Below are 14,663 nucleotides of genomic sequence, written 5' to 3' on the forward strand. Positions count from 1 at the left end.
TCAGGGATTATTAATGTTCATAGGCTATTCGATTAGCATCTTTCTTCCGGCGGCGTGTCCTTCCAGATCACGTTTTCTCCGTAATTTTTACCCCAATCATACATCAATCGAAGGACGGGAAGCAGACTTTGGCCATATGATGTCAGGGAATACTCTACTTTTGGCGGAACCTCAGCGTACACTTTTCTTAGAACCAGCTGGTCCTCTTCGAGCTCGCGAAGCTGATTGGTCAACATTTTTTGCGTGATATGAGGAATTAGCTTCTTCAGCTCGCTGAATCGCTTTGTCCCTTCAAGCCCTAGATGCCAGAGGATAATCAGCTTCCATTTCCCTCCGATCACCGCAAGCGTCAATTCCTTCTCACAGTTAATTTCCTTCAAGTTTATGCGATCTTTAATCTCGGTTGCCATACCTAAAGCGCCTCCTCTCTCCTGTTATCATACTAACACAAAAACGAATAACCTCCTTATAGGAAGGCATTCGTTTCTGTACGTTCACTCTAAATTAGCATGCTTGCCGAACATTTGCTGATTCGTCTGCCCCGTCTTCTCCATCATTCGCAGAATAATAGCATCATAAAAGACCAACATCGTCTGTTCGAATAAAGAAGCCATCGGCTGGATCGTGCTGTAGCTTCCACTGGCCGGATCTTTTGGAGATCCCGGCAGCTTCACTGTATAGCCCGCTAAACGTCCAACCGTCGAATCCGGCGCAATGGTAACGGCAACAACTTCTGCACCCACCCCTTTGGCTTTCTCAGCCATAGAGATCAACCCTTTCGTCTCACCAGAACCGGAACCGAGGACTAACACATCCCCCTGTTCAATCCCCGGAGTCACCGTTTCGCCTACAACATAAGCCTCTTTACCAACATGCATTAACCGCATAGCAAAGGCCCGTCCCATCAATCCAGATCTGCCCGCTCCAGCCACGAAGATCTTATTGGACTGAAGCAGCAGCTCAGCCAGTCGCTCAGCCTCTTCTTCATCAAGCTGAGATATGGAGCGCTGAAGCTCCTCTATAATTTGCTGCGCATATTTCATTGTATCCATTGTAATCTTAAGCCTGACTAACTAGACGTTTCATTTCTGCTGCGGCAGCCTTTTGATCCGCTTCACCTGTGATGCCTCCGCCAACGATGACAAGATCAGGGTTCGCAGCGATCACTTCTGGAAGTGTGCTTAGCTTGATCCCTCCAGCGATAGCTGTTTTGGCCTGCTTAACCACACTCTTAATCGCATTTAAATCTGCAAAAGAATTTTTACCTTCCGCTTGATGGTCATATCCAGAGTGTACACAGATATAGTCTACGCCAAGTGCGTCTACTTCAGCCGCTCTTGTTTGGATATCCTTCACATTAATCAGATCAACTAGAATCTCTTTATTGGTTTTCTTCGCTTCCTCCACTGCACCTCTAATGGTAGAATCATCAGAAACACCAAGTACAGTAACGATATCCGCGCCCGCTTCCACAGCCTTCATCACTTCATATCCACCTGCGTCCATGATTTTCAAATCCGCCAACACAGTCAAAGCTGGAAAAGCCTCTTTGATTGCCTTCACTGCATGTAACCCTTCATTTATAACGATAGGTGTTCCAATTTCAACGATATCTATAAATTCGGCAACTTTTGAGACAACCTCTTTCGCTCCCGCAATGTCCACTAAATCCAACGCTAATTGTAATTTCATATTTATTTGCACTCCTTATTAATATATTTTAGTAAGTCATGTACAAATTGTAGTTCCTTACATCCCTTTAGGGAAGTAGGCACTTTATTGTGATGTAGTTACCTGGAGGATACTAATGTGCGGTTAAAGGGCTCTTTTCGACTTAAATTAAAAACGTTTTGTCATTTTTCTGTAAAAATACTGCATTTCCATGAAAGCTGTGCTAATATTACAGTTTGTTTATGAAATTTTAGGAAGTACATCATAATATAAGAAGGTGCACAATGAAGCAAAATAATCACCAGGAATTCAACCTGGTCAAACTTACCTGGCCGATTTTCCTCGAGCTATTCCTCTTTATGCTCATGGGCAGTGTGGATACTTTTATGATCAGTTCAGTGTCGGACGATGCCGTGTCTGGTGTCGGCGCAGCGAATCAGATCATTGCGATAGCAATTTTAGTCCTCAGTGTAATTGGTAACGGCGCAGCTATTGTGGTCTCCCAATATCTCGGTTCCAAAAAACCTCTGGAAGCCGCTCAAGTGACCGGCAATGCCATTACCCTAAACCTGTTAGTCGGCATTCTCCTAAGTACGTTTTTGCTGATATTCGGAGGGTCGCTACTGACTGCGCTGAATGTAAAAGGGGATATCCTCATTTACGCCAAAGCCTATATGAATATTGTTGGGGGCGGTATTTTTCTGCAAGCATTAATTAATGCTCTGGCGACTACTATCCGTACTCACGGTTTCACCAAACAGACGATGGTCGTATCCTTGCTGATGAATATCATTCACGTGGTGGGCAACTACCTGCTCATTTATGGTCATTTCGGACTTCCGGCGTTAGGTGTGGAGGGTGCGGCTATCTCAACAGTGATGAGTCGCTTTATCTGCCTGATCCTATTCTTCCTGCTGCTCTACAGAGTGATGGAGGTACGGGTGAAAGTAACCTATTACATTCATCTTTCTAAAAAATACGTGCTGCAAATTCTCAAAATCGGCATCCCGTCCGCTTTTGAATCCATCACTTATCAGTCGTGCCAGCTTGTATTCACACTGTATATTACTTATTTAGGCGCTGAAGCTATGGCTACCCGCCAGTACGCGCTTAATATTTCCAATTATATTTATTTATTCAGTGTAGCTGTCTCTATGGGAACTTCCATCGTTGTAGGACATCTCGTGGGAGCTAGACGACCTGATGAAGCCTATAAGCGTGTATTCACCAGTGTAAAGTGGGCGTTGCTGGTTACCGTAATAATAGATGCTGTGGTGATTTTCTTCCGGGTACCGCTATTCGGGCTTTTCACAGACAATGAGAACATCATTAGGATGGGGGCGCAGGTCATATTGCTTAGCTTCTTCCTGGAAACCGGGCGCACAACCAATCTGGTTATCATTAACTCTTTACGCGCCTCGGGCGATGCCAAATTCCCTGTATATATGGGACTGATCTCCATGGTCTGCATGAGCTTACCTCTTGGTTATTTCCTGGTGTTCCAACTTGATCTCGGGTTAGCCGGCGTGTGGATTGCTACTGCGGTCGATGAGTGGGTAAGAGCCGTCATTATGTATTTCCGCTGGAAGAGCCGAGCTTGGGAGAAACATGGACTTATCGAACACGAAGCTCCAGAACACTGTACACCTTCCGCTACTCCTGCAGCTGTAAATTAATATGTATATACAGAGGGTTCTTTAAGGTCATATCAGATCTTAAGGAACCTTCTATTTATTTACGCCAACATTACATAAAATTTGAGAATGAAGGAACCATTCTACGTTACAATAGATAGAACATAATTCACAAAGCTAAAGGAGAGAACTTCATGCCGGAGGAAACCGGAATCCATGAGTTACTGACGCTCAAAACGATTGCGGAGACTTTAAACAGTTCCAATGAGCTCAGACCCATGCTCGACACAGTCATGGGCAAGCTGCTTGAGTTAACCGGAAACACTGCAGGCTGGATCTTCCTGAGCGAAGAATACATGGAATATGAGTGTGCCGCTGATCGAGGCCTGCCACCTGCACTACAGCGCGACAATAAACAACCAATGCAGTGCGGAAGCTGCTGGTGCCTAAGCCGCCTATGGGACGGTCGGCTCGAGCATGCCGTTAACATTCTAAGCTGCAAGCGGCTGAGTAACGCCAGGCAGTATAACTGGGGCGACACGCTGGGCATCACCCACCACGCCACCGTCCCGCTGCATTCAGGTGAGCGTTACTTGGGACTTATGAATGTGGCCGCACCAGGCAAAGCACATTACGCCGACAGCGAGCTGGCTTTGCTGCAATCCGTGGCTTTGCAAATTGGCAGTGCTATAGAACGGATGCAGTTATATAGCACCGAGCAGCGCCGCGCGAATCTGTACGCCAAATTAGGCGAATTCAGCGCAGCTTTAAATCTAACCGCCAACCAATGTATCTCGCCCAGTATTCTGATCGAGAAAAGCGCCGCCCTGATTGGCGACTATTTCGATTGGCCCTTTGCAGCGATTATCGGGCAATATGAAGGGCAATTCGAAGTCCATGCTGCCTATGCGGCTAATATAACGCCTGAAATAGCTCCCTTCGAGCTCTCGGATTCTTTTAAAGTACGTCTAGGAGATATCACAAAAGGACAACGCTTTGCGACATTAACCCCTGATGAAGAGCAGGAAATTACGAAGTCCTGCTGTTCTGAACAACCTGTCGCGGAGCGTGTCGTGATGCTCGCTGTGCCCTTTCGGCAGATTGCCGCACAAGGTGCAGGAATTCTACTGATCACCTCACCCAAAGCACTAGCTTCCGCAACTGCGGATGGAGAGGTGCTTGAGGCTGTCGCTGAGCATATTTCCGCTACATTGGAAAGTGCTCAGCTTGGAGAGAAACGCCGCGAAATTGCGCGTCTTGATGAGCGGAATCGTCTGGCCCGTGACCTGCACGACTCCGTGAACCAGATCCTCTTCTCCCTCTCAATGACCGCCAAAGGCGTGGAAAGTATGCTGAAGCAGGAGCATATCTCCCATCCTGCTACTGAGGCTGCCCGCGATATTCAAGCTTTATCCCAGTCTGCACTCAAAGAAATGCGTGCATTAATTATGCAGCTTCGGCCTGCCGGACTGGAAGCCGGTTTATTGACTGCGCTGCAGGCTCATGGCCAGCAGCTAGGGCTGCTGATACAGACGCAACGGAGTGGTGTTCACGAACTTCCCCGTAACGTGGAGGAAGGGCTGTGGCGCATTGGCCAAGAAGCGCTCAATAATGTACGAAAGCATTCCGGAACCTCTAAAGCGGAGGTATCTCTGCATCTGAATGCAGCCGAGGTGGTACTGAGCGTTGCCGACCAAGGTAAAGGCGGGGCCAAACGGCGTTCTAACACAGACACTAATGAATCTCTTGGTCTGCATATTATGAAGGAAAGAGCAGAAGCTCTCTCCGGTCGTATTCATATCCACAGTGTGGAAAATCAGGGCACAACGGTTGAGGCAACCATACCTCTGCCCATCCAATCTACATGAAGTCGGGTGATCATAAATGACGATAAACTTATTATTAGTAGACGACCATGCAATGGTACGCCGTGGGCTGCAAGTATTTCTCTCCACACAACCCGATATCAAGGTTATCGGGGAGGCCTCCAACGGCCGCGAGGCACTGGAAAGAACAGCCGAATTGAACCCGGATGTCATATTAATGGATTTGCATATGCCCATTATGGACGGCATTGAGACCGCTCAAGCGCTGAGGATCTCCCACCCGCAGGTCAAGGTCATTGTATTGACCTCCTTTTCGGATCAGGATCATGTACTCCCGGCTATCCGCGTAGGAATCAAAGGCTATTTGCTTAAAGATATAGAACCAGAAGCGCTGGTAGTTGCGATCCGCAAGGTACATAACGGTCAAGTGGAGCTACATTCCGAGGCTGCCAGCCAACTGATGAATCTAATGGCGACTTCTACACTAGAGCAATTGGAACTTAATACTTCCGATCCGAACGGCCCAAACACAACACCTGCTGCGATCACCGGATTAGAGCTTCTTACCCCACGCGAGCAAGAAGTATTAGACCTGATTGCGCTCGGTATGAGCAACAAAGAGATTGCCAGCAAGCTGGTCATCACCGAAAAAACCGTTAAGACCCATGTCAGCCACGTTCTCGGAAAGCTAAACTTAGCGGATCGGACTCAGGCTGCCATTTTCGCATTGAAAGGCGGCTATAACGCCTAGAATCAAAACTCCTCTACAACTTTAGTCTTAGACGCTCAGCACAATGGCTGAGCGTTTTTATTATGTATGTTCATTCCATGTGCTGATGTTAACAGAGGCTGATTCAACTATCATTGGTTTATAGCAACTGACCTCACATAGGAGTGGATACAGATGAAAGTGATGATCCTGACAGGCAGTAATCGAAAAGAAGCAACCAGCACGAAGCTGGCAGAACATGCCGCCCATTTCATTAGTCAGCAAGGAGAAAAGGTTACCGTGTTTGATCTCTACAAACGCCCACTTCCCTTTTATTCACCAGACGAGGTTTACACAGAGCATGAACATTTAAACGAGCTTAAACAAGAGATGTTAGCAGCGGATGCAGTAATCTTGGTTACTCCGGAATATCACGGCTCGGTAAGTGGCGTATTAAAAAATGCGATTGATCATCTAGGCCAGGCGCATTTCAACGGTATAGTTGTGTTATCCGCCAGTTCAGCCGGGGGAGCGGTAGGTATAAGCTCATTACTTCAATTGCAAGCCATCGTACGCAACCTGCACGGCATCAATACACCAGACTGGATCTCCATCGGTGGACTGCAACGCAAGCGGTTCGAGGTCGGGTACGACGGATATGAGGGTGGGCAAGAAATCGAAGATCGCATCCACCTAGTATTAGAAGCATTCCTGAACTTAGCCCGCAAAATCGGCAGACCGGCAGGTGCTATCCAATGATCAAAGGACTATATGAAGCACATTTACCAGTAAGCAATCTTGAAGTATCCATCGAATTTTATGAGAAATTAGGTCTGAAAATGGCTTGGCGGGATGAAGAAACTGTATTCTTCTGGATCGAGGAAGGTCGGAGCTGGATTGGTCTTTGGGAAGGCCAGGAGGTTCAAACCCCATACCATCCGTCCTTGCGGCATATTGCCTTCCGTATCACTTACGAGGACTTGAAGCAATCACTGCAATGGCTGGAATCGATTGGGGTAGAGGCTGTTCCGTTCCGCAACCGGACTTCTGTCGAGCCTTTTATCCGGGCTTATCAAGGAAATGCTTCTGTCTACTTCAACGACCCTGACGGCAACAGCTTGGAATTTATGTGCCACGTAGAGGTTCCTGAACATCTGAAGCATATTCCAGAGAACATAACCTTAACGGAATGGGAGAAATTACTGCACAGTAAATAAAATACTCAAACAAAAAAACAGCTGCTCCCGTCCAAGGGTCCAGCTGTTTGAGTATATTAGCTTCTTCGATTACTTAATCGAAATGCCCTTCTTCATGGCCTTCATGTCTGCATTCGTATTCACAAGCGTTGGCAGTATCTTCATACTTCTAGTCATGGGAGAGTTGCATTGCCAGCAGGTAGGTACATATTGAAAGGCGAAATTATCGCGCATCCAACCTGTGCAACCTTCCTTGGTACAGGACCAAATAGCTGTGTCTTCTTGCGGAAGTTCCTCCAGTGCTTTTTTACGAAAATACATAAGTACCCCTCCTTGGATCGAATCGAGACGATATCGCTACCCTATTAGGGGCAGATTCATACTATGAAAATAAAAAAAGCTGCCCTCAACTTGTGTTAAGGGCAGCCTGATTTTTAAACTACAGTTTTACAACGTTTTCGGCTTGTGGTCCACGAGCGCCTTGAGTTACGTTGAACTCAACGCGTTGGCCTTCGTCCAAAGATTTAAATCCGTCGCCTGTGATTGCGGAGAAGTGTACGAATACGTCGCTTCCACCTTCAACCTCGATAAAACCGAATCCTTTGTCTGCGTTAAACCATTTCACTGTACCTGTTTGCATGATATTACCTCCAATATTTTATTTAACACATGTCCTTTTATTCCTACGTAGTGTACGAACAAATAAAAATTCACACATTGGAAAAGGACTCATACGCACAAATGATAACCTTTTACAATATGTGAATTAAGGGTTAAATTTATGATTGATTTCATTGTACCACACTAAATCACTAAAAGCAATGCGTATGCCTATTTAATTTTCACTCCGGCTCTTATTGCCTATAAACAGCAGCAGCCGAGCCGGACGAACACCCATGTTAGTCGATATAACCTGCCAATCCTTTATCCATCAAGTAATCCATTTCTGCATCAAGAATGGTCTCTACTGTGATTTCATCCAGCTTCACATCACGTTGGGCAGTGACATAGTCGACCAGATCATCGCTGTCGATGTCTACCTCACCCTTGGCGTTCGCCTTGGCCTTATTGATAAAGGTCTGTTCATGCTTCAATACTAAGCGGATGATTTGCGGATCCACTTTGGTTTTGGCAGATAATACATTTACTAGCTCCTGCTCATTTACTTTGTCACTCATTTTTTAAATTTCATCTCCTTACAATTATTACACAATCATTGTAGCATATTTCGCGCTTTAACGCGTCATTACGCGAAGTATACCGCGGTTTATTCACACTTTTCTTATCATCCCAGCGTCTATAACGTTCCACTTGAAGTAAGTTATTTAATAAAAACAGTTGTGAGGAACATTGACTTGTGCCAAAATATAAAAAAAGTGTTGGACCAAATGAATACTAGAAAAGGCGGTTGAATTCATGAGCTCTGTATCTACCCAGCAATTAGACACAAACAGCAACAAGGCACATCGTTATATCGAAGACGTATACGCACAGGTTGTTGCGCGTAATCCTTTTGAGCCCGAATTTCATCAGGCCGTAAAGGAAATCCTTGAATCTTTGCTTCCAATCCTCGCTGCTGAACCTAAGTATCAGGAAAATGCCATTCTGGAAAGATTGGTTGAGCCAGAACGTTTGATTATGTTCCGTGTTCCTTGGACAGACGATCAAGGTAAGGTCAGAGTTAACCGTGGATATCGTGTACAGTTCAGCAGTGCAATTGGACCTTACAAAGGTGGACTTCGTTTTCACCCATCCGTTAATGCTAGTATTATCAAATTCCTTGGTTTCGAGCAGATCTTCAAAAATGCTCTTACCGGCCAACACATCGGCGGAGGTAAAGGCGGCTCCGACTTTGATCCTAAAGGTAAATCCGAAGGCGAAATCATGCGTTTTGCACAAAGCTTCATGACTGAATTGCAAAATTACATCGGTCCTGACCAAGACGTTCCTGCAGGAGATATCGGTGTAGGGGGTCGTGAGATCGGCTACATGTACGGACAATACAAGCGGATCCGCGGAGGATATCCGGCTGGCGTATTGACTGGTAAAGGTATTGGTTACGGCGGAAGTCAGGCTCGGACAGAGGCTACTGGTTACGGTACAGTTTATTTCGTAAACGAGATGCTGAAAGCAAAAGGCCTTTCCTTTGAAGGAAGCCGCGTTGTTGTTTCCGGTTCTGGTAACGTAGCGATCTATGCGATCGAAAAAGCTGTACAGCTAGGCGCTAAAGTCGTAGCTTGTAGTGATTCCGCCGGATATATCTATGACGAAAATGGGATTAACCTCGAAACTGTCCGCCGCCTGAAAGAAGTCGAAAGAAAACGGATTAGTGAGTATGTGAATGAACATCCTAACGCTGTGTATACTGAAGATTCCACGCAAATTTGGACCATTCCTTGTGATATCGCCCTTCCGAGTGCTACTCAGAATGAGATTGATGAAGCCATGGCATTGAAACTGATTGAGAATGGTGTAAAAGCAGTAGGCGAAGGTGCCAATATGCCGTCCACCCTTGAAGCTATTCATCAGTTCCAACAAGCTGGCGTACTATTCGCACCTGCTAAAGCTGCTAATGCTGGCGGCGTAGCTGTCTCTGCGCTTGAAATGGCACAAAACAGCATGCGGTTGTCCTGGAGCTTTGAAGAAGTAGATACGAAGCTGCATGAAATCATGGTTTCCATCTACGAACAATCTGTAAATGCATCCGAGCAATATGGACAGTCCGGCAACCTTGTTGCAGGAGCGAACATCGCTGGATTCAAAAAAGTGGCCGACGCTATGCTGGCTGAAGGTGTAATCTAAATAAATTACCGGCGCTCTAGTCACGAACGCCCGACATACAAAAGTCCCCGTAACCGGTCAGCAAGAATCCGGTTACGGGGACTTTTTGTGTGTCTAAGCGTTCCATCCGGGGATCTTCCGCAAATCCCCGTCCCAAATCGATTGAGTACTCTCCACAGTCGTATCGTGGGGTGAAGAAGCCGTACGAATGTAACAGGAATCTATTCCTATCGTTAGCGCCCCTGCAATATCGGTACGGGGATCATTCCCGATCATGATGGCCGAACGCAAATCCGCTCCATAATTTTCAACTAAATAACGATAAAATAGCGGATCCGGCTTACTCACTCCTGCTTCGGAGGAGATGGCAATGCCATCGAATAAAGGAAGAATACCCAGCATCATTAATTCTGCTTCTATAAAGGTTTTCTGGCCATTGGAGAGCAAAAACACCTTTTTGCCACGTTCTCTTAATGTTTGCAGAATTTCAACCACACCCTCATAAAGTGAGATATGGATCATCGATAATGTCCGCAGCCATCTAACCGTTTCATGTAACCACGCTTGATCCGGTTCCCCACCCAATTGACGGGCCACAGAACGAAACACATCCTCCATTACGAAATCTGGATACTGACAATTCCGTGCGGCTTCGGCGAGCTGTAAATCCCTCTCCCGCAGAAATTGTGCCTGTAGCTCACTTCCTGTTATGGACATCCCCTGATATCCGAAATGGAGCGATAATCGATCCCATACCTCCTGCTTCTCCTCATCTGTCTGAATATCGATTAATGTGCCATACAGGTCGAAAATATAAGTCTCGTACATCCACCGTCTTCCTTCCTATTATTCTCTCTGTGTTTTATCCCTTAGTACCATTGCCATTGTCGGTGGTTGTCTGGCCCTCCTCCATCCGGTTTGACACCTTTTGATAGAGATAGGAGATACCGAGCAAGCAGATACCAAAGCTGGCATAGGCTATGATTTTGCTGCCAGTATTCAGCAGACCCAAATCATAGAGCAGCAGCTTGCCCGTGGCCAGCAGCGTTAATCCAAGGCCGAAGCGCCGGATGTACACATACCTTTTGCGGAAGCCATACATGATAAATAGAACGGCTAACAGTAGATAAATGAGACTAAAAATTAACCCTGCATCACTCAATTGCAATTGCACTCCTAGGAAAGCGGTGATAATGCCAAGTAAATAAATCGCCATGAAAACAGGATAGATCTCCATACTCTTAAACTGGCGATTCAGCGCTGCAATCAGCAGATCACGTCCGCTAAACCAAACAAAGATATTAAAGATAATCAGTACGGACAGTGCGATATAATCAGCTGCTGTATTTTGCGCGAAATTATTTTGCAGACTTGGCAGACCTACTGTAATCACTATACAAATGACGTAGCCAATCCCAAACAGAAGTCTTACAAAATATTTAACAATCGTGTCATACAGCACCTTCACCTTTGGCAGCACGTAAGCCAGAACCAAGGTCCATACAGCGGACAGCAGCAAATTATAGAAGGTTCTATGCGCAAAATCCTCCGGTACAACCAGATGATACAATCTTCCCGATGCATACAAGCCGTAAATCCAGAAATTTAATAACGCCGCATATTTGAACCACAACGCTAAGGTGATTTCATAAGGTTCGCTGCGCTGAAGAGCATCCTTACGGTTATGCTGAACAGCATACAACACCGCGACAATCAGCATGCCTGCTGTGATAAAGACATATTTTAGCGGGAAGTAGACATCTCTAAAATTCGTCCATTGATAGTCTGCAACCCACTGCGTCGGTACATTTAGACAGAAGAATACTACAAGGCAGAGCATCATAATGCCCCAGCCCGCCCTTTCCATCCCCTTAAAGCGGTTCAGATTGCCATACAGCGTAAGAACGACGCCCTCAATCAGCCAACCGATGGACCACCAAGCCGCTCCAAATTGAAATGGAATCATCAATATGCCGAAGGTCAGTGAAGTGGCATAGAACAGCAGCATGCTTTCTTTTTCCTGTGGCATCAGCTTCTCAAGCCCTCGACCCAGACCGAGATACAGCAGGCAGAAAAGCAACGCCAGTGCACCATTGTAATCCTTCAGTCCTGCATCCATAAATAAAATATACAAGGTGAGACAGCTAATAAACGTATTACATCCTAAGAGAGAGAAATCCCACCAGGACAGCTTGGAACGATATTTGAACGGGTACCACAGGGTAATTCCCAGATACATCGCAAAAGTCAAAACAGCATAACACATATTAATTCCGTTGCTATCCGACAAAGCTATTAATATGAGCATGGAGGGTGTATTAAATAAGTAGCTGATATAATTGACAACGTTCCAGCGTTTGCGGAAAGAAATCAATAAGATGAATAAATTCAATAGAAACAAGTAACCCATAGCCACATAAACCGCGTTGCCCGAAAGGCCAAACGCCCCCAGATAAGAGTATAAGGGCAGATATCCTCCGATTAAGCCCAGCGCACAAATACTCCGTGATTCATACCTTAAAGACAGGAGTACCGCAGTTAAAGTAACGAGTACAGACAAGGATAACCCTACATATATACTAATAATATCAAGCAGAAAATAGCTATAAAAAATAGAGCCATACAGCACCGAAATCCCGCCGCCAAGCAGCCCTAAAGCGAAGGTGCCTTTTCCTTTGCGGTATAACCACTCCCCGCCTCCCAGCATCAATAATCCCAGTAGAAAAAAAGCGCTTCCCTTCATATAACCTGTGAACCAGTTGGAATAGGTATACCGGAAGCCTGCCCCCACCGCCAAAATCAACAGTAGAATACCCAGCTTGTTAATCCAGCTTAGTCCAATCTTCATTTCGATCTGATTTTGTTTTCTTCGGCGCTTAAGCACCTCTTCACTGATCTCTTCCGAAGCAAAATCATGTAATCCATTATCCATGCCCGAGTTGAGGCGAAGCTCCGCTTCCCTCAGTCTCTGCCGCTGTGCCAGCACACGCTCATTTAATTCTGCCGCCAACGCCCCGAGTCGACTGGATATCTCTGCTTGTTCCTCACCCAGCTGCCTGGAGGCTGTGTGGTACAGCTGCTGAATATGGCGTTTCGTCTCCACTTCAAAAGCCGTCAGCCGATCCGTATGAGCGTGGCTTCTAGAGGCAAAATAAGTCTGCAGCTTCTGCCTCGACACTTTAAGAATGCCCAGCTTTTCATCTAAAATTTGTTCCGTTAGCGCAACTCTTAGCTCAGTATTCTCTTCTTGAAGCTTACCTACCTGAGTCTTTAGCTCGACCAAAGCGAGCTTATGCTTCTCATATTGCTTCTTCAAGTATTCATTCTCGTTGACCAGATCGTGACTTTCATATTCCGCGATCAGAGCCTCATATTCCTTAATCAGCCCGTCCTGCTGTACCTTCATGAATCTCAGTCGATCTTTGAATGACTCCATAGCGCCTCCTTATGTGAGCGATTGTTAATACTTACATATTACTACATATAGCTGGGGGGTCTTATGCTTTTTTTATATTTGCAGTGAACGAAGATTACAATCGGGATGCAAAAAAAATGCAACATTTTGGAGGGGTGTCCCGTCAGAATAATAACAACACTAACAAAAGATTTTAAAAGGAGCTCACAACCATGAACAACATTTTAAAAACAAGTACAGTTCTTTTAACTTTGTCCCTAGCACTTTCTACAGGAGCAGCTTATGCTGCACCCACCACAACTTCTGCTAAAAATGAGGCTACACAAACCTCCGCTAGCGTTAATCAAAAGACGTTTGCGATTGAAATCAACGGATCGACTATTAAAGAAACAGGCTTCCAAAGCACAAGCGGTAAAGAGCCGATGGTACCACTACGTTCAATTACTGAAGCCCTTGGATTTGAATTAACCTGGAATGCACAGAATAAATCCGTTGAACTTATCAATGGCGCTGTATTCACTACAGTGAAAGCTGGAGAAGATCGTTATAGTATCAACAAAATGAATACAACACTTGGAACTGCACCACAATTGGTTGACTCCACTTTGTATGTCCCAGCTTCCTTTTTAAGCGAAGTAATTCATCAAAACATGACTGTGAAGGGAGATTCCATTGTGATCAACACAAATGCCGCCGAGCAGCACATGACTAAGACTGGTGTGATTACAGCAGTCTATGATGGTGGTAAATACCAATCCGTTCAAATCCAAGGTGTAGGTACGGATGGAATCGTATTAAATGTAGGGGAAGATACGGCTATTGAGATGGCTGACGGCACTAAAATTGCACTCAAAGATCTCCATATCGGGATGACAGTAAAAGCAGAACACTCCATGGTCATGACTATGAGTCTTCCGCCACAAACACCAACTTACAAAATCACCGTTCTGGATAAGCAAAAACAAGATGATCTTCTAGGTACTGCTGGTACTATTGAAGAAGTTCAAAAAGACGATAAGGGAAATATCAGTATCACTGTTAAAGGTAGTGGCCTGAGCGAATTGTCACAAAAAGAAGTAGTACTGCGCATTAGCGAAGACACAGTGCTCATTAACAAAGACGGCGAAGCTGTTAAAAGCAGCGAGCTTGTTAAAGGCACAAAAGTTATCGGATTCTACAGCCCAGTGCTGACCAGAAGCCTGCCACCAATCGGCACAGCTGTCAAAGTTGTAGTAGATTCTGCACAACAATAAGAGAGAGACTGGAATCTTATTAAAAAGATTCCAAAGAGACATTAAAACAGCGATCCTTCCGTTATGGGAGGATCGCTGTTTTGCGTTATAGACTATAGGTTGGCTGACTCGCTTCAGCCGATTTGTGAGGTAAACGAAAGCCGGCTGAACGCTTGGTCACACTTTTACTTGCCTTGCT

Annotated in this window: 15 protein-coding genes; 7 read left to right on the forward strand and 8 right to left on the reverse strand. The window is 45.5% G+C overall.

Annotation, left to right across the window (positions count from 1 at the left end):
• Positions 1–32 precede the first annotated feature (32 nt).
• From NST94_RS28450 to hxlA, 3 genes are all read right to left on the reverse strand, one after another.
• Positions 33–410, reverse strand: a complete 378-nt coding sequence (locus NST94_RS28450; protein WP_036682121.1) for a helix-turn-helix domain-containing protein — start codon at positions 408–410, stop codon at positions 33–35.
• 84 nt (positions 411–494) lie between these two features.
• Positions 495–1,052, reverse strand: a complete 558-nt coding sequence (gene hxlB, locus NST94_RS28455; RefSeq protein WP_076301484.1) for a 6-phospho-3-hexuloisomerase — start codon at positions 1,050–1,052, stop codon at positions 495–497.
• A gap of 7 nt (positions 1,053–1,059) precedes the next feature.
• Positions 1,060–1,692, reverse strand: coding sequence for a 3-hexulose-6-phosphate synthase (gene hxlA / locus NST94_RS28460; protein ID WP_036682127.1), 633 nt, complete (start codon positions 1,690–1,692; stop codon positions 1,060–1,062).
• Positions 1,693–1,955: 263 nt separating this feature from the next.
• On the opposite strand from hxlA, the gene NST94_RS28465 reads away from it, so the two are divergent.
• The 5 genes from NST94_RS28465 to NST94_RS28485 all read left to right on the forward strand — a co-directional run bounded on the left by NST94_RS28465 (position 1,956) and on the right by NST94_RS28485 (position 7,057).
• Positions 1,956–3,347 carry an MATE family efflux transporter gene (locus NST94_RS28465; protein ID WP_076124068.1) on the forward strand — a complete coding sequence of 464 codons (1,392 nt, stop codon included), beginning with the start codon at positions 1,956–1,958 and terminating at the stop codon, positions 3,345–3,347.
• A gap of 152 nt (positions 3,348–3,499) precedes the next feature.
• Positions 3,500–5,173 (forward strand): GAF domain-containing sensor histidine kinase, encoded by a 1,674-nt coding sequence (locus NST94_RS28470; RefSeq protein WP_339281501.1) that lies wholly within the window; start codon positions 3,500–3,502, stop codon positions 5,171–5,173.
• Between the two features lie 16 nt (positions 5,174–5,189).
• Complete coding sequence (locus tag NST94_RS28475) at positions 5,190–5,882, forward strand: response regulator transcription factor (RefSeq protein WP_280753198.1); 693 nt, start codon at positions 5,190–5,192, stop codon at positions 5,880–5,882.
• Positions 5,883–6,035: 153 nt separating this feature from the next.
• Positions 6,036–6,599 (forward strand): NADPH-dependent FMN reductase, encoded by a 564-nt coding sequence (locus NST94_RS28480; RefSeq protein ID WP_339281502.1) that lies wholly within the window; start codon positions 6,036–6,038, stop codon positions 6,597–6,599.
• Positions 6,596–7,057, forward strand: a complete 462-nt coding sequence (locus tag NST94_RS28485) for a VOC family protein (RefSeq protein WP_339281503.1) — start codon at positions 6,596–6,598, stop codon at positions 7,055–7,057. The genes NST94_RS28480 and NST94_RS28485 overlap by 4 nt, the downstream gene beginning before the upstream one ends.
• Positions 7,058–7,126: 69 nt before the next feature.
• Here the strand turns inward: NST94_RS28485 and NST94_RS28490 are convergent, their stop codons facing one another.
• The 3 genes from NST94_RS28490 to NST94_RS28500 form a co-directional block, all read right to left on the reverse strand.
• Positions 7,127–7,357: a cold-shock protein gene (locus NST94_RS28490; RefSeq protein ID WP_036682139.1), complete on the reverse strand. Its 231-nt coding sequence runs from the start codon at positions 7,355–7,357 to the stop codon at positions 7,127–7,129.
• A 118-nt stretch (positions 7,358–7,475) separates the two neighbouring features.
• Positions 7,476–7,676 carry a cold-shock protein gene (locus NST94_RS28495; protein WP_019914790.1) on the reverse strand — a complete coding sequence of 67 codons (201 nt, stop codon included), beginning with the start codon at positions 7,674–7,676 and terminating at the stop codon, positions 7,476–7,478.
• 259 nt (positions 7,677–7,935) lie between these two features.
• Positions 7,936–8,214, reverse strand: coding sequence for a hypothetical protein (locus tag NST94_RS28500; RefSeq protein WP_038573758.1), 279 nt, complete (start codon positions 8,212–8,214; stop codon positions 7,936–7,938).
• 238 nt (positions 8,215–8,452) lie between these two features.
• On the opposite strand from NST94_RS28500, the gene gdhA reads away from it, so the two are divergent.
• Complete coding sequence (gene gdhA, locus NST94_RS28505; protein ID WP_036682144.1) at positions 8,453–9,838, forward strand: NADP-specific glutamate dehydrogenase; 1,386 nt, start codon at positions 8,453–8,455, stop codon at positions 9,836–9,838.
• Between the two features lie 93 nt (positions 9,839–9,931).
• On the opposite strand, the gene NST94_RS28510 is transcribed toward gdhA, so the two are convergent.
• Together NST94_RS28510 and NST94_RS28515 are read right to left on the reverse strand one after the other, a co-directional pair.
• On the reverse strand, positions 9,932–10,645 hold the full coding sequence (locus NST94_RS28510; RefSeq protein WP_339281504.1) for an HAD family hydrolase: 714 nt from the start codon (positions 10,643–10,645) through the stop codon (positions 9,932–9,934).
• Positions 10,646–10,679: 34 nt separating this feature from the next.
• On the reverse strand, positions 10,680–13,253 hold the full coding sequence (locus NST94_RS28515) for a DUF2339 domain-containing protein (protein ID WP_339281505.1): 2,574 nt from the start codon (positions 13,251–13,253) through the stop codon (positions 10,680–10,682).
• 191 nt (positions 13,254–13,444) lie between these two features.
• Here NST94_RS28515 and NST94_RS28520 point away from each other — a divergent pair, with 191 nt between their 5' ends.
• The gene (locus tag NST94_RS28520) at positions 13,445–14,485 is read left to right on the forward strand and encodes a stalk domain-containing protein (protein WP_076140656.1); all 1,041 of its coding nucleotides are present in this window, start codon (positions 13,445–13,447) and stop codon (positions 14,483–14,485) included.
• Positions 14,486–14,663: the final 178 nt, after the last annotated feature.

The organism is Paenibacillus sp. FSL H8-0282 (assembly GCF_037963825.1).
In the GTDB taxonomy this organism is placed as follows: Bacteria; Bacillota; Bacilli; order Paenibacillales; family Paenibacillaceae; genus Paenibacillus_AQ; species Paenibacillus_AQ odorifer.